Source organism: Methanosarcina barkeri str. Wiesmoor (assembly GCF_000969985.1).
GTDB lineage: Archaea > Halobacteriota > Methanosarcinia > Methanosarcinales > Methanosarcinaceae > Methanosarcina > Methanosarcina barkeri_B.
In genome coordinates this window covers 3,096,130-3,121,537 of record NZ_CP009526.1, presented here as the reverse complement: position 1 = coordinate 3,121,537, position 25,408 = coordinate 3,096,130, and the positions used below count along the sequence as shown (strand labels likewise).

The window sequence follows — 25,408 nt, the reverse complement described above, 5'->3', positions numbered from 1 at the left end:
GCGCACCGTTTGATCACGCCGACAATGACGTTTTCGGTCAAGCTTTTTTTGAAAAGGTTTACGGTCAAGTCTTTTTTGAAAAGGTTTTTGATCAAATTTTTTTTGAAAAAGTTTGCGCTTAAGCCTTTTTTGAAAAGGTTTTTGATCAAGCTTTTTTTGAAAAGGCTTGCAGGTAAGCAGTTTTTTAAATAGGGTCGTGGGAGTCGGAAGGGGATTAGGCTAACTTAGTTGGGCGGCACCGGAGGAGCATTTCTTTTATGCTCACTTTTCTCTATACGGTTCATGACCGACTTCAGCTGTTCTGCAGAAATCCCGAGAGTGTTCAGAATAGTCTCAGAATCTTCGTTCTGCTCAAGTTTTTTGAGTACTTCATCTACTTTTAAGTAAGAGATTCCAAGTTCGGCTTCATCGGTCTGGCCTGCCCAGAGACCTGCTGAGGGTTTTTTCGTGATAAGAGCGTCAGGAACTCCTAGCCTACGAGAAAGCTCCCATACCTCGGTTTTGTAAAGTCTGCCTATGGGTTCGAGATCAACGCCTCCATCTCCATATTTCGTGAAGTAGCCAAGCAAGATCTCGGTTTTATTGCCGGTTCCTATGACCATACGGTTCATCCGGTTTGCATGGAAGTAAAGGAGAGACATCCTGATTCTTGCTTTCAGGTTGCCCATGGAGAGACGATCTGTAGATTCACTCTCAGGGACTGAAGCCACGAAAGCCGAGATAATTCCTGAAATGTCAATAGTCTGAAACTCAATTCCCAGCCAGTCTGCAAGAGTTTTTGCATCTTTGCTGTCTTCAGAAGGGGTAAGGCCGGATTCTGGCATATGGATTCCAAGTACTTTATCTTTCCCCAGAGCTTTTACGGTAAGCGTTGCGGCAAGGGCTGAGTCTATTCCCCCACTAATGCCTACAACAGCTCCGTTTACACCTGCTTTGCGGGTTTCATTCCGGATAAAATCAATAATCCTGTTCTGCGCGATTTCAAGGTTCATGCTGTCAATTCCTTGGTACTCATCAGGCATATAATTTAAATAGCCTTAAGATCCTGAGAATTCAAGATCCTGAGGTAGTAGATTCGAAAGACATAGGGTTTAAATCACTATTCAGATTTAAATGACTATTTTGATGATTAAATTATTTTATACACAGAAGTTCCAGATATATAAAACCTCAGAGGAAAAATGGACTTATGGTAAACTTATTTAATAAATGGAAGGTATAGGAGTAATATATGCCTGGTAATATAATATAAATTACTGATTATCAAATGCGCCTCTAACCAATAACTGATTATCAAACGTACCTCTAACAATAATTAATTATCAAACGTACCTCTAACCAATAACTGATTATCAAACGTACCTCTAACAATAATTAATTATCAAACGTACCTCTAACCAATAACTGGTTATCAAATGCGCCTCTAACCGACAAATTATTATTCGGATAGGGTTACAGGCTATAAAGGGGGTTTCTCTGGATAGGAAGACTGGACAGAAAATTCAAGGCGTAAATATTATATTACAAACCCTCCGGGGTAAAAATCTACCTGATCAACGGCATTGAAATAAAAAGACATCTAATATACAAAACGGGTAACTCCATAATATGCAGTCTGAATAACTCGGGAAACCCGGTGTCCGTTTATTTTATTCAATTATTCAAATACAAGTTCTAATCAAAAAGACAACTATTTTCGGGATGATCTATGGAAGAAATACAGTTGAAGGTTGAAAAAGCATATCCTATCGACCTTGGAAGAGGAATTATCCGACTTGACCCTACAACTTTGCTGAAGCTTCAGCTCTCGCCAGGCGACATCGTGGAAATAAGAGGTAAGAAAAAGACCACGGCAAAAGTATGGAGAGCTGACAGGCAGGACTGGGACCAGGGACTCGTGAGAATTGATAACTTCATCCGGCAAAATGCAGGCGTTTCCATAGGAGAGAAGGTAACCATCAAAAAAGTTGAAGCTCCAGAAGCAAAAAAGCTTGTTCTGGCACTTCCAGAAAGCATGATGCAGGGGGGACCTGAACTTCAGTTTGGGGAACATGCAAATGAAATCATAAAACGACATATTCTCAAAAGGCCGGTTTTCAGGGGGGACATTATTCCTATAATAAATTCGATGTCTCAGCCAATGACAGAATCTCTTACTACAAGCCAGGTAATCCCTCTGGTTGCTGTTGAAACTGAGCCTTCAAACACAATTGTCCTTGTTACGGAAGAAACACTTATCGAACTTCGCAAGAAGCCGGTACAGGGCTACGAAAAAGCAACCCGAGGCGTAACCACCTACGAAGACATAGGAGGCTTAGGGGCTGAGATAATGCGCGTCCGGGAAATGATAGAGTTGCCTATGAAGCATCCTGAACTTTTCGGTCACCTGAATATTGAGCCTCCTAAAGGAGTCATTCTCTATGGCCCACCCGGAACCGGAAAAACCCTGATTGCAAAAGCCGTAGCCAACGAATCCGGGGCAAGTTTCCATTACATTGCCGGCCCTGAAATTGTAGGAAAATTCTATGGAGAAAGTGAAGAAAGGCTAAGGAAAATCTTCGAAGAAGCGACTCAGGATGCTCCATCTGTCATTTTTATTGACGAAATTGATTCAATTGCTCCAAAAAGAGAGAATGTAACAGGGGAAGTGGAAAGGCGTGTGGTCGCCCAGCTCCTTACTCTACTTGACGGAATGGTAGAAAGAGGTCAGGTCGTGGTTATAGGAGCCACAAACCGTGTAGATGCGATTGACCCTGCACTCAGGAGACCAGGCCGCTTTGACAGAGAAATCCATATTGGTGTGCCTGATACCAAGGATAGGTATGAAATCTTGCAGATTCATACCAGGGGTATGCCTATAGAAAGAGATGAGGAAACCGAGGAGATCGGAAAAGTCGAAACCGAAGCTGATGAGGCTGCCCTGGAGAGGGAAAGAAAAGAAAAGGCAGATAAATATCTGATGTATCTGGCTGAAAGAACCCAGGGATTTGTAGGCGCAGATCTGCTGGCTCTTGTACAGGAAGCTGCCATGCGGTGCCTCAGGGAAAATCTTCCTGACCTTGACCTTGAAAAGGAAGCAATTCCACCTGAGAGGCTGGAAAAAATCGTTGTAACCAAGAGGAACTTTGAAGATGCCTTGATGGAGGCCGAACCTTCGGCTCTAAGAGAAATTTATGTGGAAATGCCCACAGTTAGCTGGAATGATGTTGGAGGGCTCGATGAAGCAAAGCAGTCCATTACTGAGGCTGTGGAATGGCCCATTAAAAATCCAGAAAAGTTCTCTCACATGGGCATAAAAGCTCCAAGAGGAATCCTGCTTTACGGCCCGCCAGGAACCGGAAAGACTCTGATAGCAAAGGCTGTTGCCAAAGAGTCAAATGCGAACTTTATAAGCGTCAAAGGGCCTGAGATTTTCTCAAAGTGGCTTGGAGAATCGGAAAAAGCTATCAGAGAGACCTTCAGGAAAGCCCGACAGGTTGCTCCCTGTGTGATTTTCTTTGACGAAATCGATTCGATTGCTTCTATGCCAGGGATGGAATCTACTGACAGTCACACTTCAGAGAGGGTGCTTAACCAGCTCCTTACCGAGATGGATGGGCTTGAGTCCCTTAGGGATGTGGTAGTGATTGCTGCAACCAATCGCCCTAACCTTCTGGACCCTGCGATCCTGCGTCCAGGACGTTTTGACAGGCTGGTTTATATTGGTTCTCCTGATAGGAAAGGAAGGCTCAAGATCTTCAGGATCCATACAAAAGATACACCCCTTGCTGAAAATGTAAACCTTGAAACTCTTGCCGATGAAACTGAGGGTTACGTGGGAGCCGATATCGAATCCGTTTGCAGGGAAGCCGTAATGATTGCCCTGAGGGAAAACTTCGATACAGAATATGTAGAAATGAGACACTTCAGAGAAGCGCTGAAGAAGGTAAAACCCACAATTACGGAGAATATCGCTCAGTTCTACGAAAAAATCGAGGCACAGTTCAAGGGAGGTCAGAGACTCACAGAAACAGCTGGCTACATCGGTTACAGGTAAAACTGCAGGTTAGAATTACATTTAAGGGTTACTGGTAAAAATTACAGGTAAGAATTTAATCCAGTAACTCTTTAGAAGATTAGTTTTAAAAGGAAAAAGCTTTAAAGATCCTGGTTTCAAATGGAATAAAATATTTAAAGTGAAAATCCAGCTTTACCCAAACCGATAATATACTGCCCACGGAGATACGATAAAAATGTCGAAGGAATTTGCAAAGAACCTCTTTAACAAGCAGGTCATGGCTACAGACGGAACAGAGATAGGAACGTTGAGTAACGTTGTAGTCGAGATTAAAGGGGGAAACATTATTGACATGGTGGTTGCCCCTAATATCAATTTAGATACTTCCAGGTACAGGAAAGCAGATAATTTTATTCTCGTTCCTTTCGATTCTGTAAGTGCCATTAAGGACTATATAATTATAGATAAAATGAAAGCAAAGATAAACTAAATAGGAGGGAAGGGACGAAAATTCCCTTTCCTTTAGAACATTAAATTTGTTTTCTTATTTTTCTTTTAACAGAGGAACTCTTCTTTTAGTTCCGCCTGTTTTCATTAAAACTTGCTTTCATTGAAACTTGATTTCGTTAAAATCTGCTTTTGTTAAAGGAATTTTATTTTAATCTCAATTTTTCAACCCGAAGGGGTTTTTCTAATCACAGTTTTAACCACAATTTTACTTTCAGCAAAGAAAAAAATGGAAAAATTTGGGTTGACCAAGAAATAATGGATACTTCTAAAATACGACACATATGATAAGAATGACAATCTCACAATGACTATACAGATTCAAGTTCTAAAAGTAAATGCTGGAATTCCTGGTTCTGAATTCGTTTTGAAATTTCATCTGAGGCAAAAATAATTTAATCCTGTATAAGGGCATTCTTTAATATTGCATAATCTATAATGGGAAGTGATGATCACTGAACAAAATTGATGAATATATAAATGAAAATAAGAAGTTATATTATATTTCGCGATTGACTATTTTTTTTCTTGCATCAAGTATTATTACGGGATATATGCATAGTGACATAACATATGGAATAAAAAATGGGATTGTTACTGTTGTCGGATTAACAATTTTTATAATTTTCTATGAAAGGCACAAAAACAAAAAAGGAAATGATTAACGCCATGATTGGGCTTGAATGTGCATTCAAAAAATATATCCAAGAATTGAATATATTCTACTTTCCGCAGCAAAATTTCCGCATTTTCTATTTTTGAATCCTCCTATTATTTTTTATAAATCTCCTCTCCTTTACCTTGTGAACTCTCTCCCAGCTCTGACTCCACAACTCATCTCGTTCATTATGGTCTTATTACTTGCGTATTTGACGAACTTGATATTCCATTTGATTGACCCGATCTTCCGCAGATGTCTTGAAAAACTAACGTTTTTCTTGTTATCGTTTTTGGGAATTTGCTCAATGCTTTGCAATTATTATCTTCTTTGCAATTATTATCTCAACTTAAACTTCCAGAAATAGAGGTTAGAAGCTTTCAATGAAGGCACAAAATTGGAAAGTGTAAAATACTTCAAAAACACATGCTTGAATAAGTAGGGCAATTTTCAGAAAAAACGATAGCAAGAAAAATTATGAAAATTGAATGGGCATTTGCGGAAGGTCAGTATTAAATCTAGATGAGGAAGCAATTAAAGTACTGAGATTGATGGGAGAAGAATACGAAAAATATTATGCGTGAAAAAATAGTGCGGAAAGTAGGATTCAAAAAAAACTTATAAAACTTATTATAAACCAATTTTACCAAGTTTTATTTTCTTGAATTACTGTTTACGTTCCAAAAAGGATTTCGAAAGCTGTTCTCTTTGTTTTGCTTCCCATACTTTTTTTTCAATAACTTTACTCTCTATATAAATTTTTTCAATTGATTTGATGTAATTTTTCCCATTTTCACTTATTTCATAAGTGCCGTGGTGTGTTTTTTCCACAAGATTGCTATCTTTTAATTCAGTTAAATGATTGGCTAGCGCCGATTTTTTGAGATCTATCTTTTCAAGCAACGTCTGAAATGTCAAAGGTCCGTTTAAAAGAAGGATTAGAATCCTGAATCGGTTAATATGAGCGATTGTTTTTAAAATAGAAACGATATCCTCTGAGGAATTCATTAAAAACTCTTGAGATAGATCTAAATCGCTTTTTTTATCCATAACTAAGTTGTTTTTTTAATTAAATAAATATCTTTTCTACAATTACTATCTCGAAATATCCCATTCTCAAAATATTTGTTCATAAAACTATGGACTAATATTCCACTAAAGAGTGAATTTTTAATAATATGAAATCCAATTTCTATCTACAGTCAATTATGCTGCTTACGCATCAAATACAACTCAAACACAACTCAAACACAATAAACAATAAATTGATACATATTTTAAACAGTTTTCAGTTTTTATCTCACTGGTTTTCAGTTCAATTGCGTAAGTAAAAAGTTAAAGGAGAATTTAACATGGAAATCAAATTAAAAATCGTGGAAGAACATCAGGTAGCTAGCATTTCTCATGAAGGTCTGGTAGAGGAGATGGAAGAAATAATAGGAGAATTAGCAGGATGGATCAAACAAAAAAGACTCAAAATTACTCAACCTCCTTTTGCGGTATATTATACCAGCCCAACAGAAGTACCGCCAGAAAAAATGCAATACGAGATTGGGATACCCTTTCAGGGAGATACAAACGGCGATGAGAGAGTAAAAATAAAAATTATGCCAAAACACAAAATTTTATCAGCTATCCACAAAGGTCCCTATGCAGAAATAGGTTCATTATACGCTGAGATGATGCAGCACATTATTGAAAGCGGTTATGAGATGATAGGAGCTCCACGAGAGGCTTACATTAACACTCCGAGGGAAGTGCCTGATAACGAGCTCCTGACAGAGGTTGTATTTCCTGTTATAAATTTAGAAACTTATGAAGGTTCAAGCAGTGATTCAAATTTAAGAGGACAACCTGAAGAGCTCACAAAACAAGAAAATCCCATTAAGATTTCGCCAATTGGATATGTAAGGAAAGATGGCGTGAAGACATCCCTTGAAATTATTGACAAATACATTCCCGGCTTAAAAGAATTAAATAGTTTCAGTCACGTAATCGTGCTCTGGTGGGCAAATATGATTGACAATAGTGAACATCGGAATGTGCTTCAGGTCTATCCTCCATATTCACTGGATAGGCTGACAGGGATATTTGCGACTCGTGCAGAATACCGTCCAAACCCCATATCAATAACAACCTGCAGAATAGAAGATGTTAATGAAAAAGAGGGGGTCGTACATGTATCCAATCTTGATGCTTGTGATGGAACTCCTATTATAGATTTAAAGGCTTATTTCCCCTCATTTGACAGAGTAGAAAAACCAGAAATCCCCAGGTGGCTTTCTTTCCTCTGGCCAGAGTGGGCGTATGGCCAATAAGGATAAAAAGCAAGTAGTTAATAGGGGGTTAACTTAAAGTGTACTATCGAGAAGTACATTTTTTATTTCTTTTTTCGGAAGAACCCATATGGCTACCAATAACTTTCCAAAACCCCTGAAAATAGAAATCATTGATGAAAAACACTTGAAATTAATGGGATGTGTTTATTATGGTAATCCATTTCATTCAAAAGAAGAATGGAACGTAGAAAATGAAATAGGGTTGCTCTGGAAGCGTTTTTATAACCTTTATGAAAAATATGATGAAAAGCTTGAGAAAAATACGGTAAGCGAAGTCACTTATGAGGCACATATTCAACCAGATGACTATGATGAAACTGGAAAATTCTACGTATACATAGGCCTTGAAGTTAGAGAAACCGGTGAAATGCCCCTAGAGATGTTTTGCAAGATTTTTCCCTCCACTAAATATGCAGTATTTACCTTCAAGGGAAGAGAAATGTTCAGAGGAGGAGAATTCATCTGGAAAAAGTGGCTGCCTAGTTCTGAATACGAAGAAGCTTATCCCTATTTGATATTAGCTTATCATAAAAACCGTTACTTTGGACTGGATAACGAAAACTCAGAAGTTGAGTATTATATTCCACTAAAATTAAAAAATGACTAATTTTTCAATATTCTTGCTAGTTCTTCATTATTTTTATATTTATATTTTTATATTTTTTTGTAAAAAAAGCTTGTAATTTTCTTTTTAGTCTAAGGAATAGTCACAGAACAAATTATGTACAGGTTTCGATTGAATGTCTTGATTTTTCAAGATCTTTATCATCAATTGAAAAATTAACTTTATAATTAATCTGCATAATCTATTTTGTGACAGTTACTATATTCACAATTTTACAGTTACCTGTATAAAATGTATATAAATTATTGAATAAATAAACAAATAAAAGGTGATCAAATAAGTGCTTAAAAAAGCCTTAATTATGATGCTGATTTTCTTAAAGAAAACATGATGGGCCCAAACTCGATGAAAATCATTGAGGAATTGTCAGAGTCTTTAAAACTTGAAAAAGGTATGCGAGTGCTTGATCTTGGCTGTGGGAAAGGACTAACTTCGATTTTCCTGGCAAACGAGTATGAAGTTACAGTTTTTGCAACTGACCTCTGGATCAGTGCAACCGAGAATTATGAAAGAATCAAGTCGACGGGACTGGAAGATAAGATAATTCCAATCCATGCAGAAGCCCACGATTTACCGTTTGAAGATGAGTTTTTTGACCTTGCGATACGTGTTGATGCCTATAACTATTTTGGAGTTGAAAAAGACTATTTGGCAAAGTATCTTGTTCCTCTTGTAAAAAAAGAAGGACAAATAGGAGTCACAGTTCCGGGATTGAAGGAAGAGTTCACGAACGGAGTGCCATTGGAGTTACAGCCGTACTGGTTTGATGAGATGAACAGTTTCCATTCTTGCGACTGGTGGTATAATCTCTGGAAAACCTGTGATTCAGTAAGTATTAAGGAGTGCAAAGAGTTAAAGTGTTTGGAAGAGGCGTGGCAGGACTGGCTTTCGTGCGACAATGAATACGCTCGCAGGGATATTGTAATGATGGAAGCTGAGGGTGGAAATTACTTTAATCTGGTTTCAATCGTGGCTACAAAATTGTAAATTAGAGTTTGTTAAGGTGCGGAATATTAGTGTCTTCGGTTAGCTGAATAAATCTCATTTGAAAGGATCTGCTGATTTATGAGAACAGACAATATAAACCACTGGGATGTTGTTGCTGAAACTTATAGTGAGGAAAATAATCGGGGAAGAAATTTTCATTCTCAGATATACCTGGCTGCTGTCAATGAGTTATTAGGAAATGTAAAAGGAAAATGTGTTCTCGATGCAGGATGTGGTGATGGTTTTTTTTCGTTAGAACTTGCACAAAAAGGAGCGTTAGTTACAGCTGTAGACAGTTCTGAAGCCATGTTAAGTATAGCAAAACACAAGCATGTCCATGATAATCTTCAATATTATAATATGGATTTGACAAGAGAGTTAACTTTTGAAGATAAGTTCTTTGACATTGTTGTGGCGAATATGTTGCTAATGGATATTCCTGAGATTGAATTACTTATTTTTGAAATAGCTCGGGTACTGAAAAAGCCTGGGACTTTTATTTTCTCAATAACACATCCATGCTTCTTTTTAAGTGACTGGGAGGAAAACGAAAACAACATAAAAACATATAAAAAAATTGGGAATTATTTAGAGGAAAGGGTAGAAGAATTAAATTTCTGGGGCAAGACACTACATTATCATAGGCCTTTATCAAGATATATGGAAGCAGTTGAAAAAGCAGGAATGTATGTGAGTTCACTTAGAGAACCGGTTCCTCCAAGAGAATTAATAGAATTGTATCCGGAACAAGAGTATCATTGTAGAATTCCTTCATTTGTAGTAATTATGGCACAGATGGTTTAAAAAACACGCTATCACGCGTATAATGACGTTTTCGGTGTAATGTCTTGGCACAACAGACCTAATACTAGCTTGGCACAACAGACCTAATACTAGCTTGGCACAACAGACCTAATAATACTTGCTTCTTCAGCGTAATTTACAAAGATTAGAGAATTGAAGACGATAAGTGATATTCTGCAATTAGTGAAAAAAACATGAATTTTATTTACTTACAGGAGTGTGAGTTGAGTGGAAGTATATGGTGGTCTTCAATTTAACATATTTAAAGAAAAAGATGTTGATGTCCTTACATCCATAATGAAAAGAGCATTTGATGAGGATACTCAAAGGCATTTAAATCAGCCAACTGGGGGCCCTGATGGCTATGATAACGGAGATTTTCTACGCAAATATGCTCTGCATCCCGCGTCTCAAGCATATAAGGTTTCTAAAGACGGCAAACCAATCGGTGCTGTAATAGTCTGGATAAAGGAAAATAATGTAAACTTTTTAGGGAATATTTTTCTTGATCCTGAATTCCAGGATAAAGGATTAGGGTTGATAATTTGGAGATTCATAGAATCAAAATATCCTGGTACTGTAAAATGGTACACAGACACGCCTGGATTTTCCAGAAGAAACCATAATTTTTACGTAAATAAATGTGGATTTAAAGTTGTAAAAATTGAAAATCCCAGAGACAAATATAATGGCACTTATATCCTGGAGAAACAGATGAAATAATCATCATTTGTTGTGTTAGTTATAGTTCTAATGAATATTCAACAAAGTGTGAATTATACGTAATTTAAAGCTGCTATATCTATGCTGTTTCTGATTCTGCAAGAATAAATCCATCACGTATTCAGGCATTCATGCAATTTTTTCCAATATTTCATACATTTTTCAGGAGAATGAGATGGATGTAAAAATGAAAGGTATCGTAAGAGTTGTACCATACGAACCTGAGTGGAAAAACGAGTTTTTGAAAATAAAAGCAATGATTGTTGATTGTGCTGGTGACCTTATAACTGGTGTTGAGCATGTAGGAAGCACAGCGGTTGAAGGTCTTGCTTCAAAACCTATTATCGATATTGACGTAGTCATTGATTCATACGATGTTTTTCCGGATGTAAAAGACAGGCTTTCAAAAATCGGATTTGAACACGAAGGAAATCTGGGCGTCGAAGGCAGAGAGGTTTTTAAAAGAACTTTTATAGACGATTTTATGCCTTACAACCTTTACGTATGTCCAAAGGATGGAAAGGGTTATCTTGAGCATATTGTTTTTCGTGACTATTTAAGGACTCATCCGGAAGCTGTGAAAGTTTATGGGGAACTCAAAGTGAGATTAGCTAAACAGTTCAGAACTGATATTACGGCTTATATAAATTCAAAACACGAGTTTGTACAAAGCATTCTAAAAAATATAAAAAAATAATTATATCAGTTTTTTGGAAATTGTAAGTTAATTGATTGTCTCCACATTAATTCTACATTTGATATCAATTCTGTATTTAATATTTTTTATAGAGTTGACTCTAAAACCTTCCTGCCCTAATCATTAGAGTCGTTAAGAATATTTCAGGATTGTGTTTGTGATCAGAAACTGAGCAGAAACTGATCAGAAACTTAATTGATCATTAAGAATGTCAGATAAAAAGGAAATAATTTTGAATTTGAGGCTCATCTCCTTTACTACTGGAGGGGACTGTTTGTGGAAATTGATTATAATGAACTGGCAAAAAAGTATGATCTAACAAGAAAAGAGAACGTGGATACGATAAATCGATTTTTGGAAAATCTATCTTTTTCTGAAGAAACAAATATACTTGATTTTGGGTGCGGAACTGGCAACTTCACCTGTGCTCTGAAACGGATAACAAATGCTAATGTGTACGGGGTTGAACCGGCTGACAAGATGAGGCAAAAAGCCATTGACAAAAATACAGATGTCATTTTCGAAAAAGGCAATCATGAAAAAATACCTTTTATGGATAACTTTTTCGATTTTATATATATGACTGACGTAATACACCATATACCGAATATTAATGTAATGTTTAAAGAGTTAAATAGAGTACTTAAACAGGGCGGCTCTCTCTGTATTGTTACCGAATCCCATAAACAAATAGAATCGAGGTTCTGGGCAAAATATTTTCCAGCAACCGTAAAAGTGGAAAAAAAGAGATACCCGGATATTCCTGAAATTGTAGAAAGTGCCACTAACAATGGTTTTGTATTTTCAAAGATAGAGACTACAGATGCAAATCACAAGCACTCAATCTCTAAGAATTTTTTAATGCTAGTAGAAAACAAAGGGTATTCCATGTTTCATTTGATAAGTAACGATGACCATGAATGCGGTCTCGCTGATTTAAGAAATGATTACAGTAAACAGGTTAAAATTGAGTACAGCCACGGAGAGACATTTTTGTGGTTAAAAAAGCCATTTAAAAACTGGTAGTTGTTAATTACCGCTTCATCTGACGGCAAATTGCAGAGAGGGCTCAAATATACAGAATTTTTTGGACTTTATGAAAAGTAAAAGTAACCACTTAGCAGTGAAGAGCAAAATACTGAGGACATTGACAGCTATTTTTACGAAGGTTCAGACGGCAGCCAGATGGCTTTCTGAACTGTTATTTGGACTGGATTTCCAGGAAACATACTCATGAATTTGGCGAGTACATGGTTTGTGTTAGTGGCCAGTATACGGCAATATCAAAAAAAGTTTATTCTACTTTATTTTAGTATCCTCTTCAAATTCAATGGAGAATTTTCCAATTCGAGAAATTTATGGCAATTTTATGATACTGTTTTCAAGCTGAATACATCGCTTGAGGTTGGTTCTCAAACCTGGTTAAATTCTTAAATTCTCAGTAAATACATGAAATTTACTTTTACCCATAAAATTTGAAGAGGATACTTTATTTATTTTTCTTCGTGTTGGTTCTATTTACAAGATCTATAAATGTAGATGAATTAAACTTATGGAATATTTGAATTGGATCCTTTGTTTGTAACATACTGTTTATTTAGGCCTTTTACTTTCATCGGGTTCCTCTTCTATGTTTATTTGTTCTACGGTATCTTTTTTCATTTCTTCTATTGATTCCAGTTTTTTTATTAATTCTCTTTCTTTATTATCATTCTTTACCTTTCTTGCTGGCATGTTTTCACCTCAATAGTTTATGTCTATTAAAGTAATAAAATATACTGAAATAATTATTATACTGAATTTTTTGCTAATACAAACCTGCGCTTATATTAAATAGTAAATCAATAGTATAAAACATTATGATATTTTTGTAATTTCTGCTTTATGTTGTCTAAGCTTACGAATCAGGAATACAAGTTCTCTGTGAGTTATTTTTTGATTTGACATTACAATTCATGTATTGATATAATATTATGCAGATAACTTAAATACTGGGTGGTTTCAGGCGTGAAAGAATTTCCGGACTTTATGAAAAGTAAAAGTAACCATATCAGCAGTAAAGAGCAAAATACTAAGGACATCGACGGCTATTTTTACGAAGGTGCAGACGGCAGCCAGATGGCATTCTGGACCTGTTATTCGGACAGGGTTTCGAAGAAACATATTCATGAGTTTGATGAGTACATGGTTTGTGTTAGTGGCCAGTATACGGCAATATTGAATGACGAGGAATTTGTTCTTAATCCCGGGGACGAATTATTCATTCCGAAAGGGACAGAACAGTGGGGAAAATGTATTGCAGGAACTAGAACTATTCATGCGTTTGGGGGAAAACGGATTAAGAGAGATGAAGAGTAAGGGAACTTTCAATCTATAATTTTCGATAGGATTTCTTTTTTCATTTCATAATCTTTATTTAAAAAATGAAAATATTTGAAAACTTAATTTACACCTTCGAATTTTGTTTTCATTGTCATAACTGTTAACTGTACTTTTCAGTTTATCTGCGTAGTTGTATATACAATCCAGAAATTCGATCGGAACTTTTTCTTCATCCTTATTTTCATTAAACAAACCTAAATATTTTTGTTTAGTGTTGAAATACATACGACAAATTGGCTTTCTGTTGTTGTCATCCAACAATACCCCGCAATAAGACTTCTTGTCTCTAATAGCAACTCTTTTTAGATCTAGGCTGTCATGAAGAATTGCTTTTATGATATAGTAAGCCTTCTAGTTCTTCTTCAGTTGTTATAATTCCGTCTATTTTGGAGCAAATAGCTTTGGAGCAAAAATTAGTTCACATTTTTTCATGTTTCTTATGCGCTTGTTCGGTGGTCAAAATATCGAAAACATACACTCTTTCAAAATGCTTCACCACCGAAAACTGGTACAAAAGTATCAATTAATGTCCTCTTGCTGTACTTTAGCATTACATCGGTTGTAAAAATACCACCAACTTTGAGAGAATCTATAGACATTCTCTTGCTCACCGTTTTTTTACTGGGAACAAGACATCAAGTTCTTAAGAAATGTATATTATTAATGAATAACTAATATTAATGGAATAGTTCATTGGGATAACCAAGAAAACTTATATGCTTAAGTCTGGAATGGAGAAAAGACAGGCGGAAAGAATGTAATGCTTCTCTGTACTTTTGAAAGAGATAAATAAAAGACAGTAAGTATGAATAATACATTAGGAGTTGAAGTTTATGGGAATAAATGAAGAACTGCACGTTCCAAAGAAAATGACTTTTGTACCGGCAACTGAAATTAAAGGATCTAAGGTCGTAACTATTAAAGATGAAGAACTTGGAAAGATTGAAGAAGTCATGATTGACTCTGAACGGGGAAGAATATCATACGTAATACTTGCTTGTGATTGTTTTATTGGTATGTCCTGTAAATTATTTGCCATTCCTTGGGAAGCTCTTAAAGCAACTCGAGGTGATTATATTCTTAGAGTTGAGAAAGGAGCATTCAAAGATGCAGAAGGTTTGGGTGACGATGTGTGGACTTTAACTCATGATGATTTGACTAGAATATATGAAAAGTATAATGTTCCTCCTTACTGGAAAGTTTAAAAGCTCATTTTTGAGTAATGAGATGAAAATTGTTGTTTCCAATCCGATTTTCTTACAGAAGAATACAGGAAAGACTTGAGGTTCTCGAAAATCTTGCTATTTTTGAGAATAAACTCTCTTCTATTGAATAATTTGTTTCAGATAAATACCCCGTTGCTTGCTGCGGGGTATTCAAACGAAAAAAATGAAAAATAAGTTACTTTTTTAGGTGTAAATTCAGCAGAATCCTCATGTAAACTGTATGGCGTTCCATGGCAACTTCCTCAGCACTATTAATAGAGGAAATGAGGGTCATCTGTAAAGCATCAGAGATTCTGGAATCCAGTCATGGAATATGTTGTACTAAAGCTCATCTGTTTGGAGCCATGCTGAGACATTTTGGGACCAGCTGGATATAGATAGAAATTACGTGTTTATAACTCCATTATCCATAGTCAATCCCAAAAATCGCTTGATTATCAGAAATCCCTGATTCAGAGAAGCTTTAATCAGGATTCTGGGCTTTTGAACTGAGATTCCAAATAATATTGCTTACATCACTCAGAGTTGGAAAAAGAAAACAGCACAACTGGCTAATGTAAACATTTAAACATTAGCCAGTTAGGATTTAGTTTTTACATTCAATTTTCAGCCACCATTATCCGTTTTTCTTTCCAATTAGTTTTTTACATTCAACTTTCAGCCACAGTTCACAGTTATCCGTTTTTCCTTCCAATTAGTTTTTTACATTCAATTTTCAGCCACATTTATATGTTTTTACTTCCAGTACCAGTAGCCAGGAATCCAGTATTTATCAAAGGTATACCAGAAAGATTTGTGTTTACTATTCTTGTTGTGCTTTACTTTTTTATATCCCCAGTGACCTTTCATAAAGTATTTCTTCTTGCCATAATTGTTGTTATACTTGTTCTTACTACCGTACTTGTTTTTACCGTCGTACTTGTTCTTAGCATCGTACTTGTTTTTACCGTCGTACTTGTTCTTAGCATCGTACTTGTTTTTACCGTCGTATTTGCTCTTAACATTATTCGGAGCCGCACTTACTGCTGCAGCTGTCACTGACAATACAAAACAGAGTGCCAGCAAAATACCCAGTATTTTTCTCATTTTCATTATTTACCTACCCCAAAATATTTGCTGTCCTTCTAGCCTTATTTTAGTTATCATTATCACGCTGACTATTTGCAGCTTGACAATTCCAATATATGCCGGTTAAAATATAAACATACTTATAAATAGAAATATATATAAGTAGATTAATTAATAAAATACGAGTTTTAAAAGGTTTAATTTGAAAAAGAAACGTTATAAATGGAATACTCAATATAATAATAATTAAAATTAATTAATTATTAAAACAAAGGTTTTAAAACTTTTATTCTATTTACGTCCCTAAATGATACATTAAATTCCAATACTACTCCTTTAAAGTCGTATCTTTTAATAAGAGCTTATTCTAAACCAATTCTGTTCCCATATTCATAAAGTTTCGGAACTGTTCTTATGATTAAAACTCGATTGACTATTCGGAATATAGGGTTGAGAGGAGCAACTTGAGTTTTGGGATCATCTCATAGGCAATTTTAGAAAAGTAGTTTCCCATATTAGACTTAAATTTCATATAGAAAGGCCTTTTAGTACTTATTGACAGGCGAGTAAAAATGTACACTGAAAGCGATAATCTTCAGGATTACCTCAAAAAGAGTGAAGTCATAGACTTTGATAACAAGCTGATCGTTGAGAAGTGCCTTGAATTACAGAAGGGAACCGACGACGAAATAAGCCTGATTAAAAAGGTTTATGAGTTTGTTCGGGATGAGATTCATCATTCAGGCGATATAGGGGAAATGCGAGTTACTTGCAAGGCATCAGAGGTTCTGGAAGCCGGCCACGGGATATGTTGTGCCAAAGCCCATCTGTTTGCAGCCATGCTGAGATATTTCGGGGTTCCGGCTGGGTTCTGTTATCAGAAACTTTCTTCAAGTCGGAATGTTAACGTGAAATTCTTGCACGGCTTAAACGCGGTATATTTAAAAGATATGGATAAATGGATAAGATTGGATGCAAGAGGCAACAAGCCAGGCCGTGATGCTCAGTTTTCCATATACGAAGAAAAGATTTCCAAGAAGGTGAATAAAGAGCTTGGGGAAGAAGATAGTCCAGTAATCTTTGCAGAGCCCAATCCGAATGTTATTGAAATCTTAAAGACAAGTAAAGATATGAAAGAATTATGGGATCAATGGGATCTTGGGCTGAGGGATTTATTTCGTACTTAAAAATTAATTCAAAGTTGGAAAATCGCCTTCCGGTCACCGTTAGAAAATAGCTCTGGACTTCACTTCTTACTAGAAAAATGATAAAGGTGAAGCATGAAACTTGAAATTCAACTCGATCAGCTAAATGAAAAATATGTGAATGCAGCAGCGGATTTAGTTATGTCTGCATACATCGAAGAAAAAACAGCGATTCCTTTTTTGCCTTACGAAGAGGAGCAATTATATTTTCTCAGAAAGTTAATTAAGAATTTATTTAACAATGGAACAGGCATTGTTGCTGTCAGAAGTGAGGAACTAATCGGGTTTATAGCCGGATTTGAAGTTGAAGAACTATTCGGGAAATATAAAGGAATTTATAGTCCTCTATATGGACACGGCGGGAAAAAAGAATATAGGGGCATATTATATCAGGAGTTATATATGCATGTAGCTGAAAAATGGGTAAAGAATGCTTGTTTTACCCATGCATTAACATTTTTCGCACATGACACAGAAACTATTGATTTATGGTTTTGGCAGGGGTTTGGCCTGCGCTGTGTAGACTCTATTTGTGAATCAAAAAAGATTCCTGGAAATAATCCTTCTAATATTATAATTAAAAAAGCCAATGAGCTTGATATACCAGCTTTAGCAAATATTCATAGACAGCATAACATGTATTACAGGAACTCACCCATTTTCATGCCCAGAATAAATGAAGACCCGGTTCAAGATTTAACTGATTGGCTCAAAAAAGTCAATCACCATTTATGGGCAGCTTATCAAGATGAAAAACCGTTGGGGTATATGAGAATTCAACCAAACGCTGAAACTTTTGTTTCGGAACACAAAGACATTATGAACATAACCGGTGCATACGTTATGGAGAGTGAAAGAAAAGCGGGTATAGGAACTATGTTATTGGGAGCAATACAGGAGTGGCTCTTAAAAAACGGGTATACTCTTTGCGGAGTAGATTTCGAATCCATAAATATTACGGGAAGCAGGTTTTGGAATAAACATTTTATTCCTTATACATATAGCGTGGTTAGACGGATTGATGAGAGAATTTCAACATAAGTTAATTCTAAAAGCGCTTAATTAGGTAGCAACATAAATAAAGAAAGTAAAGTTATAAAGAAAGTAAAGTTATAAAGAAAGTAAAGTTATAAAGAAAGTAAAGTTATCCTGTTTTAGCGTGTTTGCACCAATAGCAGTGAAATCGGAGTCTCAGAGCAGAGGGATCGAATTGAGATTAATTATTTTTCAAAAAATTTTCAAATCCAGCCTTTTGACTCTAGATACTCGATGGCTTCTACAGCCCCATCCCCAAATGATGCCGCTGTAACATAATTAGCAGCTTTTTTTATTGTTTCATCCCCGTTTCTGACAGCAATTCCGAAACCTGAGACTTCAAACATTTCTAAGTCGTTTTCGGAATCTCCTATGGCTACGAAATCTTTGGATTTTAGGCTCATCATGCCTGCAAGCTTCTGAAGGCCGATCCCTTTATTGATTTTCGTGCTCTTGAGATGGATGGCATATTTGGTATCAACCATCTCTACATCCAGATCCAGAGTTTTGAGAAGGGTTCTGGCTTTTTCTATATCAAAGTCTCTCCTGAGGGCAATTTCGGTTTTTCGGTATAAAGGGTCAAGTTTGGTGAGCTTGAAATAGTCGGAAAGAAAAGAATAGGCTTTCTCGCATTCCTCAAGGCTTTCCTCAAAAGCGCCCTGCAAATCAAAGCGGACGGTAACAGCCCCTCCGTTTTCTGCGATTACAGCCCCTTCCAGGCCGATAAGCCTTGAAGCTGTCCTTGCATAACATAGAGTATTTCCTGTGGCAAGCACTACAGGAATTTTAAGAGAACGGATCTTTTTCATGGCCCCCAGATGAAGTTCCCTTTTCTCACAGGTGATTGTACCGTCTATATCGGCTACAATAGCTTTGAATTTCATAAAAAAGATTAGGTAAGGGTGGATAAAATGTTTCCCTACCCGGCTTTGAATATATCTACCGTTTACTGATCGTTTACTTCAGTCAGTTGCTTCTTAATGTGCCCAATTCTCACTTATAATGGTCTTTACGCTGACCTGAATCCTACTGGTCTGCTCACTGATCTGCGTACCACTTGATCTGCGTATTACTGGTCTGTGAGTCCGGCTGTAGTGACTGCGATAACAGCTTCTCCTTCGGGCAGATTGGGAGAGTCCACCAGACGTATAATCCTTTTGTCTCCTTTGGATTTCCGCAAGTAAAGCCTGAAAGTTGCTGTGTGTCCCACAACGTGGCCTCCTACAGGCCTTGTAGGGTCACCGAAGAAAGCATCGGGTTTTGCCATTACCTGATTTGTTACAACCACAGAGGCATTGAATAAATCCCCGAAGCGGAGCAGGCCGTGCATGTGCTTATTGAGTTTCTGCTGCCTGTCGGCGAGGGTTCCCCTTCCTACATATTCAGCCCTGAAGTGAGCCATAAGCGAGTCAACGATCAGCAGACGAACGGGTTTTCCCATCTCCCTAAGTTCGTTTGCCAGGTCTGTTGCAGAGTCAACAAGAAGGATCTGGTGATTGGAATTATATGCTCTGGCGACATGGATATTCTGGAGGAACTCTTCTGGGTCAAGCTCCATGCCGTATTTCTCGGAAAGCCCTTTTACCATCTGGGCAATCCTTTCAGGTCTGAAAGTGTTTTCAGTGTCTATGATAATAACCGAACCGTTAAGCCCTCCGTGTTCCCTGTCCATCTGGACATTGACTGCAAACTGGTGGGCCAGCTGGGTTTTTCCTGAACCGAATTCTCCGTACAGTTCGGTAATTGCCTGGGTTTCTATGCCCCCACCCATCATTTCATCAAATTCCATACAACCGGTCGTCAGCTTGCCTACCATTTTCCGTCTTTCAAGCACGATGTCTCCGGTCTCAAAACCTCCGATATCAGCAGCTTGCCTTGCAGCATTAATGATTTTTGCAGCCGTTGATTCCCCTATTTCGGCTGTAGTTGCAAGTTCAGAAGGAGAGGCAACGGCCACAGCTTCAATGGTGTTAAATCCAGCTTCTTTGAGTTTTTCTGCGGTTGCAGGGCCAACTCCGGGCAACTCTTCGAGTGTTATTTGGCTCATTACAAATTCTCCTAAGATGCACATGTTTGTATAAGGTGCATAACAGTTGCTCCACAATGGTTTTGCAGGTATAAATAACTAGAGGAAGCGAGGTGAAAGTGTTCTAAAGCGCCTCTAAAACACGGTTATATTACCGGAAAACCAGGTAAATAGAGGGAAAAGAAGAAGGCTTTTTTTTGGCACTCACATTTAAAAAAGTCGAAGAAAAATCAGAGGAAAAAGAAGAGAAATAAGGATGAGGGAGAAAAAGAGAGGAAAAATACCAAGAAAAAGAAAGGAAAAAGTGTAAAAAAGAAAAAAGAAGAAAAGCAGAAAAAAGAAGAAAAAGAAAGAAGAAAAAGAGAGAAAATAAGTGAAAATTTCCAAAAAGCTGGGAAAAAACCAAAAATTCTTTTTACTTGGTAGATTATCACCCATCATGCCAAAGGTCGCAGTCGGCGGTACGTTTCAGTATTTTCATGACGGCCACGCCAAACTGATTGAAAAAGCATTTGAGATAGCAGAGGATGGAAAAGTCCACATAGGTCTTACCTCGGACGAGATGCTAAGTAAAAGCCACAGCGTCGATAATTATGAAAAAAGGAGAAACTGGCTGCTGCAATACATAAAAGAAATGGGAATACCAGATGACAGATATGAAATTACAAAGCTGAATGATCCCTACGGCCCTGCTCTCGAAGAGGATTTCGATTATATAATTGTGTCTCCTGAGACTTATCCGGTCGCCCTTAAAATGAACCGCATCAGGGAAGAAAAAGGAAAGAAGCTCCTTGAAATCGTATATGTTGAGTATGTAATGGCTGAGGATGGAATCCCGATTTCCTCGACAAGGATTGCAAAAGGGGAGATTGACAGGCACGGCAGATTGAAAAAGAACATTAAGCATTGTAACACTAAGAATTGAACATTAAGAATTGAACACTAAGAATTGAACTCTAAAAATTGAACTCTAAAAATTAGTAATAACACTAAACAACTAGACTTTATTATAATTATATTAAAGTAACTATAAATCAGGGTAGAGCCATAAAGTGATAATATGCCCAGAGAATTTACACAGAAGGACATTGAAATTTTTAACAAGCTTGCTCCCGAAGCCAGAGGAAACTTAATTTCCAGGGAAGCAGGACACCAGTTCCCCTTTATCCTGCGCCCGGTATCACATAAGTTTGCCGAGTCTTCTGAAGATTTCAGAAAAAGACTGGAGAGACTGGACCCTGAGGAACTTGATTACCTCATAGGGCTTGCCCTTGAAGGAAAGGAGGATGTTCAGTCCCTGGACGAAGACCTTGAAGAGTTGGTTTCAGTAGTCTCCGAGAAGCTGTCTCCTGAGAGGGCAAAGCAGCTAAAAGATTTTGTGGGAATTTTCTAAAAGGACAGTTGAAAATGCCCTCGAAAGATCTACTTTTCGGAACCGCAGGAATTCCGAGAAGCACAAAAGGAACAAGTAGTATCTCAGGAATCAAAAGGATCAGGGAACTTGACCTTGACTGTATGGAACTTGAATTTGTTCAGGGAGTACGCATGGGCGAAAAAGGGGCAAAAAACGTCCTGGAAACTGCAAATAACGAAGAGGTAGCCTTGAGCGTCCATGCTCCGTATTACATCAACCTGAATTCTTATGAAGAAAAAAAATTAAAAGCCAGCCTGGAAAGAATTTACAATGCCGCAAAAATAGGTAGCCTCTGCGGAGCTGAATCAATCATACTGCATGCCGGCTTTTATCAGAAAAGCAGCAAAAAAAGCACTTTTGAGAGCATATCAAAAGCCCTCAAAGAACTTACCGGACAATTCCGGGAGGAAGGAATCCCTGCAGTCCTGCGTCCTGAAACTATGGGTAAGCGTACACAATTTGGAACGCTTGAAGAAGTGCTTGCATTGAGTGCAGAAATCGAAGGGGTCATGCCCTGCCTTGATTTTTGCCATCTGCACGCAAGAGAAGGCAAGGAAAACTCTTACTCCGAATTTACGGAAATTTTATCAAGAGTAGAGGAAAGCCTTGGAAAGGAGGGGCTTTCGAATATGCACATGCATGTCTCAGGAGTTGAGTACGGCACGAATGGAGAAAAGAGGCATCTGGCTCTGAAAGAATCTGACTTAAACTATCCAGAACTTATGAAGGCCTTAAAAGAATTCAAAGCCAGAGGAAGGGTCATACTTGAGAGTCCCATTCTTGAAGAAGACGCACTTATGCTGAGGATGCTTTATAACGAGATACAATTTTGATTTTATAGTCTTTTTAAAATTTACCTGGGTGCTCATAACCCAATAAATGTATCCGATATTCCAGATAAAACACTAATATATATTTCTTATTTTTTTGTTTTAAGCTCTCTAGAAAAAAGCTTACAGATAAAAAAGTTAACAGGTAAAAGAGTTAACAGGTAAAAGAAGTTAACAGGTATAAGAGTTAACAGGTAAAAAGAGGTTAATATGTACTTGACACTGCAAGCACATATTATTCAAGATAATATTGGACATATTCTAAGCAAGTCCGATTGAGAAAGCGATTCCTGTATTTTATTGAATGCCGCTCCAACTGTATTGCTTACCACTATATTGGCGCTTACCCGTTTTAGCCTCACGCTTTGCTAAATACGTTGCCTTGTATTTAATCACTAAGTAAACACCAGCCAGGCCCACAAGAATGTAGACCAGCCGCGAGAGTATGGATTTTTTTCCAAATATAGCCGCTACCAGATTAAAGTTCAGGAGCCCTACAAGACCCCAGTTAAGAGCCCCGATTATCGTTAGCAGCTTAGCCGGAATATATAGAGTATTATCCACAAGCATTCTATGCATTTTACTCATCTTTATCAAACCTCCCCACTGAAATAGAGCACTCACAAGGAACAGATCATCATTTTCTGACTTGGAATACTCCAGGCTTTTGGATGATCTAATTACTTGTTCTCGTAAACAATGTTGGAGCTAAGATATTATGAATCTATTCCTTAACCTGGCGATCTGTTGTAAAAATGAATTTCTATATACTCATCGATTGAAGTGTACTCAAAAAAAGATATTAACGCTCGCGTCACACCATGTCACAGTAAGATTACTTCAAATGGAAAATAACGTATGACGCAATTCATAGTATAGCTTCTTGTCGCCTGTGAAAGGCGAGACAAAAACAAAAAATAGCGAATTCTCATGCATATGGGCTAATGTAATAAGGTATACAGAAAGCAAGGTATACAGAAAGCAGAAAAATAAATAACTCATCATTAAACACAATTTATTTTGTTTTTTACTTAAAATACGAGAAAATATTTCATAATCAATAAATAGAATAAATATTTTTATACAAGTAAAGTTAATTTGGGATAACTCAAGTCAACTTGTGTTATATAACAACATCATACATACGAATTGATTCTAAAACTTACTGTTGTCTCTTTAAATCTATTCAAAATAACCAATTAAGTTTCAGGCAGTGAAAAAATGGTTCTGTGACTTTACTGATTTTGAGAACGTAATTGTTTTGGGATAAGCCTTATCATAAGAAAATTTTTCTCCAAATGACTGTTTTTGGATATTAATAGAGAAAAAACATAGACAGGGATAAAAGACACAGCAAAATTTCAGATGTAAAAAGAATAATCAAAAATGATTGCTAGAACTCACTTTCCGCAGTAAATTTTTGTAAATTCATATTTTTATTGCTATCGATTTTCAATCAAACATGGATTTATTGGACTTTTATGTAATACCTACATTCCGCAGTATTTTTTCGAAAATCAATATTTTTCCTGATAGCGTTTTTTGAACAGGTGCAAATAATTTGAATTTTTAGTGGTATTTGGTGAAAATTGAATGATATCGTTTTTTGCCTCTAAATACACCACATAGTTGCTTTTACCTATTACCTGTCTTTCCGCAGATGTCTGACAAATTTATCTATTTCATTATGTTTGTTACAACACGTTCTCTTGATCATCATGGAATCGTTTCTGGCATTTACGATGAACTTGAAATTGGAAAAGTGATTGATGAAGTGCTGCCCAAGTTTGGGCAGCACAAGTTATCTCATTCTATTGTATTAAAAGCAATGATTCTCAACTGTCCTGGTTTCGTAGACAGTCGTCTTTATATGCATTCTCAGTACTTTGAAACTCTTTCTGTTGAAAGGTTCCTTGGTCCTGGGATCAGTGCTTCTGACCTTACTGATGATGTTTTAGGTCGAACTCTTGATGAAATCTATAAAGCAGATTCTACTCAACTTTTCATGAAACTTGCCTTGAAAATGCTGGAAATTGTTAACATCAGAACTCAACTTCTCCAATCTGACACTACTAATTTTAGCCTTCATGGGGACTACACATATATCGATGACGTTTCTGCCATCGAAATTCACATATGGTCATGCAAAAGACGGTAGAGATGACCTGAAACGTTTTGGACTCAGAATGATAACAAATCAGTATGGAATGCCATTATTTGCAAAAGTTTACTCTGATAATGCATCAGACAAAGAAACCATAATTGAAGCAATGAAAAAACTTCAAGAAAACATAACTTTCCCTGATGATGTTTATTACATAGCTGACAGTGCTTTATACTCTGACAATAACATTAAATCAATGAGAGAAGGCATGAAGTGGATAACTCGTGTGCCTTCAACATTAAACCTTGCAAAAGACTTGTTGATTTCTGATCTTGATTTCAAACCAGGAACAGGCCCATGCTATTCATTTTACAATCGTACTCGGGGAAGATTTCAGCAGACCGCCAACAGAAAAAATATATTTCAACATGACTGGTTATGGGCGAAGATATTCTTTTCGAATTCTGCGATTCAGTTTTGTAAAGATAAATGAAAAAAATATTCGATTGGCAGGTTTTAATTAAATCAGAAACCTCTGTAAGTAAGGAATCGCTTAATCTAAAAAGCACTGCAAAGTGCTCTTTCTCCAAAATTCCTAAAAATTCCGGGTTTTTAATTTCTCTTAAGATTCGGACGCGCCGATGGTAATAAAAATATATTTTAACTTAATTGAATTGAACATTAAATTTAAGCTTCCATCCTTAGTAATTATAAATACCACTACAACAGATTAATATGCGGGTTACAATAAAAAGCATTGAATAATAATTATTTTGGAAAG

24 protein-coding genes and 1 pseudogene are annotated in these 25,408 nt (G+C 36.8%); 17 read left to right on the top strand and 8 right to left on the bottom strand.

Annotation, left to right across the window (positions count from 1 at the left end):
• Positions 1-224 precede the first annotated feature (224 nt).
• Complete coding sequence (locus MSBRW_RS12955) at positions 225-992, bottom strand: NAD+ synthase (protein WP_048103327.1); 768 nt, start codon at positions 990-992, stop codon at positions 225-227.
• A 716-nt stretch (positions 993-1,708) separates the two neighbouring features.
• On the opposite strand from MSBRW_RS12955, the gene MSBRW_RS12950 reads away from it, so the two are divergent.
• Positions 1,709-4,036 carry a CDC48 family AAA ATPase gene (locus MSBRW_RS12950; RefSeq protein ID WP_011307291.1) on the top strand — a complete coding sequence of 776 codons (2,328 nt, stop codon included), beginning with the start codon at positions 1,709-1,711 and terminating at the stop codon, positions 4,034-4,036.
• A gap of 196 nt (positions 4,037-4,232) precedes the next feature.
• Positions 4,233-4,487 (top strand): PRC-barrel domain-containing protein, encoded by a 255-nt coding sequence (locus tag MSBRW_RS12945; RefSeq protein ID WP_011307292.1) that lies wholly within the window; start codon positions 4,233-4,235, stop codon positions 4,485-4,487.
• An 813-nt stretch (positions 4,488-5,300) separates the two neighbouring features.
• Here MSBRW_RS12945 and MSBRW_RS22405 read toward each other — a convergent pair.
• Positions 5,301-5,480, bottom strand: a complete 180-nt coding sequence (locus tag MSBRW_RS22405) for a hypothetical protein (RefSeq protein ID WP_155398274.1) — start codon at positions 5,478-5,480, stop codon at positions 5,301-5,303.
• Between the two features lie 348 nt (positions 5,481-5,828).
• On the bottom strand, positions 5,829-6,212 hold the full coding sequence (locus MSBRW_RS12940) for an ArsR/SmtB family transcription factor (protein WP_011307293.1): 384 nt from the start codon (positions 6,210-6,212) through the stop codon (positions 5,829-5,831).
• A 302-nt stretch (positions 6,213-6,514) separates the two neighbouring features.
• On the opposite strand from MSBRW_RS12940, the gene tsaA reads away from it, so the two are divergent.
• From tsaA to MSBRW_RS21355, 7 genes are all read left to right on the top strand, one after another.
• The gene (gene tsaA, locus MSBRW_RS20385; RefSeq protein ID WP_011307294.1) at positions 6,515-7,480 is read left to right on the top strand and encodes a tRNA (N6-threonylcarbamoyladenosine(37)-N6)-methyltransferase TrmO; all 966 of its coding nucleotides are present in this window, start codon (positions 6,515-6,517) and stop codon (positions 7,478-7,480) included.
• Positions 7,481-7,568: 88 nt separating this feature from the next.
• Complete coding sequence (locus MSBRW_RS12925; RefSeq protein ID WP_011307295.1) at positions 7,569-8,108, top strand: GyrI-like domain-containing protein; 540 nt, start codon at positions 7,569-7,571, stop codon at positions 8,106-8,108.
• Positions 8,109-8,471: 363 nt separating this feature from the next.
• Positions 8,472-9,113 (top strand): SAM-dependent methyltransferase, encoded by a 642-nt coding sequence (locus MSBRW_RS12920; RefSeq protein WP_230669751.1) that lies wholly within the window; start codon positions 8,472-8,474, stop codon positions 9,111-9,113.
• A 78-nt stretch (positions 9,114-9,191) separates the two neighbouring features.
• Entirely contained in the window at positions 9,192-9,917 is a 726-nt protein-coding gene (locus MSBRW_RS12915; RefSeq protein ID WP_011307297.1) for a class I SAM-dependent methyltransferase, read from the top strand.
• A 228-nt stretch (positions 9,918-10,145) separates the two neighbouring features.
• Entirely contained in the window at positions 10,146-10,640 is a 495-nt protein-coding gene (locus tag MSBRW_RS12910) for a GNAT family N-acetyltransferase (protein WP_011307298.1), read from the top strand.
• 175 nt (positions 10,641-10,815) lie between these two features.
• Positions 10,816-11,337 carry a GrpB family protein gene (locus tag MSBRW_RS12905; protein ID WP_011307299.1) on the top strand — a complete coding sequence of 174 codons (522 nt, stop codon included), beginning with the start codon at positions 10,816-10,818 and terminating at the stop codon, positions 11,335-11,337.
• A 276-nt stretch (positions 11,338-11,613) separates the two neighbouring features.
• Positions 11,614-12,363, top strand: a complete 750-nt coding sequence (locus MSBRW_RS21355; RefSeq protein WP_011307300.1) for a class I SAM-dependent methyltransferase — start codon at positions 11,614-11,616, stop codon at positions 12,361-12,363.
• Positions 12,364-12,930: 567 nt separating this feature from the next.
• Here the strand turns inward: MSBRW_RS21355 and MSBRW_RS22400 are convergent.
• A complete protein-coding gene (locus MSBRW_RS22400) occupies positions 12,931-13,071 on the bottom strand; it encodes a hypothetical protein (RefSeq protein ID WP_155396463.1) in 141 nt (46 codons plus the stop codon).
• A 273-nt stretch (positions 13,072-13,344) separates the two neighbouring features.
• Between MSBRW_RS22400 and MSBRW_RS12890 the strand changes: the two genes are divergently transcribed.
• Complete coding sequence (locus MSBRW_RS12890) at positions 13,345-13,695, top strand: cupin domain-containing protein (RefSeq protein ID WP_011307301.1); 351 nt, start codon at positions 13,345-13,347, stop codon at positions 13,693-13,695.
• A gap of 857 nt (positions 13,696-14,552) precedes the next feature.
• A complete protein-coding gene (locus MSBRW_RS12880; protein WP_011307302.1) occupies positions 14,553-14,924 on the top strand; it encodes a PRC-barrel domain-containing protein in 372 nt (123 codons plus the stop codon).
• A gap of 756 nt (positions 14,925-15,680) precedes the next feature.
• Here MSBRW_RS12880 and MSBRW_RS23545 read toward each other — a convergent pair.
• Positions 15,681-16,037, bottom strand: a complete 357-nt coding sequence (locus tag MSBRW_RS23545) for a hypothetical protein (protein WP_011307303.1) — start codon at positions 16,035-16,037, stop codon at positions 15,681-15,683.
• Between the two features lie 548 nt (positions 16,038-16,585).
• On the opposite strand from MSBRW_RS23545, the gene MSBRW_RS12870 reads away from it, so the two are divergent.
• Together MSBRW_RS12870 and MSBRW_RS12865 are read left to right on the top strand one after the other, a co-directional pair.
• Positions 16,586-17,200: a transglutaminase-like domain-containing protein gene (locus MSBRW_RS12870; RefSeq protein WP_011307304.1), complete on the top strand. Its 615-nt coding sequence runs from the start codon at positions 16,586-16,588 to the stop codon at positions 17,198-17,200.
• Between the two features lie 93 nt (positions 17,201-17,293).
• Positions 17,294-18,259, top strand: a complete 966-nt coding sequence (locus MSBRW_RS12865; protein ID WP_011307305.1) for a GNAT family N-acetyltransferase — start codon at positions 17,294-17,296, stop codon at positions 18,257-18,259.
• Between the two features lie 197 nt (positions 18,260-18,456).
• On the opposite strand, the gene MSBRW_RS12860 is transcribed toward MSBRW_RS12865, so the two are convergent.
• Positions 18,457-19,137 carry a phosphoglycolate phosphatase gene (locus tag MSBRW_RS12860; RefSeq protein WP_011307306.1) on the bottom strand — a complete coding sequence of 227 codons (681 nt, stop codon included), beginning with the start codon at positions 19,135-19,137 and terminating at the stop codon, positions 18,457-18,459.
• Positions 19,138-19,322: 185 nt separating this feature from the next.
• Positions 19,323-20,300 carry a DNA repair and recombination protein RadA gene (radA, locus tag MSBRW_RS12855; RefSeq protein WP_011307307.1) on the bottom strand — a complete coding sequence of 326 codons (978 nt, stop codon included), beginning with the start codon at positions 20,298-20,300 and terminating at the stop codon, positions 19,323-19,325.
• A 418-nt stretch (positions 20,301-20,718) separates the two neighbouring features.
• Between radA and MSBRW_RS12845 the strand changes: the two genes are divergently transcribed.
• From MSBRW_RS12845 to MSBRW_RS12835, 3 genes are all read left to right on the top strand, one after another.
• Positions 20,719-21,204: a phosphopantetheine adenylyltransferase gene (locus tag MSBRW_RS12845; RefSeq protein ID WP_011307308.1), complete on the top strand. Its 486-nt coding sequence runs from the start codon at positions 20,719-20,721 to the stop codon at positions 21,202-21,204.
• A 135-nt stretch (positions 21,205-21,339) separates the two neighbouring features.
• Entirely contained in the window at positions 21,340-21,672 is a 333-nt protein-coding gene (locus MSBRW_RS12840) for a hypothetical protein (RefSeq protein ID WP_011307309.1), read from the top strand.
• A gap of 14 nt (positions 21,673-21,686) precedes the next feature.
• A complete protein-coding gene (locus MSBRW_RS12835) occupies positions 21,687-22,526 on the top strand; it encodes a TIM barrel protein (protein WP_011307310.1) in 840 nt (279 codons plus the stop codon).
• 294 nt (positions 22,527-22,820) lie between these two features.
• Here MSBRW_RS12835 and MSBRW_RS12830 read toward each other — a convergent pair whose 3' ends face one another.
• Positions 22,821-23,111 carry a DUF378 domain-containing protein gene (locus MSBRW_RS12830; protein WP_011307311.1) on the bottom strand — a complete coding sequence of 97 codons (291 nt, stop codon included), beginning with the start codon at positions 23,109-23,111 and terminating at the stop codon, positions 22,821-22,823.
• A 1,099-nt stretch (positions 23,112-24,210) separates the two neighbouring features.
• Here MSBRW_RS12830 and MSBRW_RS21340 point away from each other — a divergent pair.
• Positions 24,211-25,000: pseudogene (locus tag MSBRW_RS21340) on the top strand (IS1634 family transposase); the annotation flags it as partial.
• Positions 25,001-25,408: the final 408 nt, after the last annotated feature.

What these genes read in the sequence shown, in the direction of transcription:
- MSBRW_RS12955 (WP_048103327.1), bottom strand. Translation starts at nt 992, where the DNA reads ATGAACCTTGAAATCGCGCAGAACAGGATTATTGATTTTATCCGGAAT.
- MSBRW_RS12950 (WP_011307291.1), top strand. Translation starts at nt 1,709, where the DNA reads ATGGAAGAAATACAGTTGAAGGTTGAAAAAGCATATCCTATCGACCTT.
- MSBRW_RS12945 (WP_011307292.1), top strand. Translation starts at nt 4,233, where the DNA reads ATGTCGAAGGAATTTGCAAAGAACCTCTTTAACAAGCAGGTCATGGCT.
- MSBRW_RS12940 (WP_011307293.1), bottom strand. Translation starts at nt 6,212, where the DNA reads ATGGATAAAAAAAGCGATTTAGATCTATCTCAAGAGTTTTTAATGAAT.
- tsaA (WP_011307294.1), top strand. Translation starts at nt 6,515, where the DNA reads ATGGAAATCAAATTAAAAATCGTGGAAGAACATCAGGTAGCTAGCATT.
- MSBRW_RS12925 (WP_011307295.1), top strand. Translation starts at nt 7,569, where the DNA reads ATGGCTACCAATAACTTTCCAAAACCCCTGAAAATAGAAATCATTGAT.
- MSBRW_RS12920 (WP_230669751.1), top strand. Translation starts at nt 8,472, where the DNA reads ATGAAAATCATTGAGGAATTGTCAGAGTCTTTAAAACTTGAAAAAGGT.
- MSBRW_RS12915 (WP_011307297.1), top strand. Translation starts at nt 9,192, where the DNA reads ATGAGAACAGACAATATAAACCACTGGGATGTTGTTGCTGAAACTTAT.
- MSBRW_RS12905 (WP_011307299.1), top strand. Translation starts at nt 10,816, where the DNA reads ATGGATGTAAAAATGAAAGGTATCGTAAGAGTTGTACCATACGAACCT.
- MSBRW_RS22400 (WP_155396463.1), bottom strand. Translation starts at nt 13,071, where the DNA reads ATGCCAGCAAGAAAGGTAAAGAATGATAATAAAGAAAGAGAATTAATA.
- MSBRW_RS12880 (WP_011307302.1), top strand. Translation starts at nt 14,553, where the DNA reads ATGGGAATAAATGAAGAACTGCACGTTCCAAAGAAAATGACTTTTGTA.
- MSBRW_RS23545 (WP_011307303.1), bottom strand. Translation starts at nt 16,037, where the DNA reads ATGAAAATGAGAAAAATACTGGGTATTTTGCTGGCACTCTGTTTTGTA.
- MSBRW_RS12870 (WP_011307304.1), top strand. Translation starts at nt 16,586, where the DNA reads ATGTACACTGAAAGCGATAATCTTCAGGATTACCTCAAAAAGAGTGAA.
- MSBRW_RS12865 (WP_011307305.1), top strand. Translation starts at nt 17,294, where the DNA reads ATGAAACTTGAAATTCAACTCGATCAGCTAAATGAAAAATATGTGAAT.
- MSBRW_RS12860 (WP_011307306.1), bottom strand. Translation starts at nt 19,137, where the DNA reads ATGAAATTCAAAGCTATTGTAGCCGATATAGACGGTACAATCACCTGT.
- radA (WP_011307307.1), bottom strand. Translation starts at nt 20,300, where the DNA reads ATGAGCCAAATAACACTCGAAGAGTTGCCCGGAGTTGGCCCTGCAACC.
- MSBRW_RS12845 (WP_011307308.1), top strand. Translation starts at nt 20,719, where the DNA reads ATGCCAAAGGTCGCAGTCGGCGGTACGTTTCAGTATTTTCATGACGGC.
- MSBRW_RS12840 (WP_011307309.1), top strand. Translation starts at nt 21,340, where the DNA reads ATGCCCAGAGAATTTACACAGAAGGACATTGAAATTTTTAACAAGCTT.
- MSBRW_RS12835 (WP_011307310.1), top strand. Translation starts at nt 21,687, where the DNA reads ATGCCCTCGAAAGATCTACTTTTCGGAACCGCAGGAATTCCGAGAAGC.
- MSBRW_RS12830 (WP_011307311.1), bottom strand. Translation starts at nt 23,111, where the DNA reads ATGAGTAAAATGCATAGAATGCTTGTGGATAATACTCTATATATTCCG.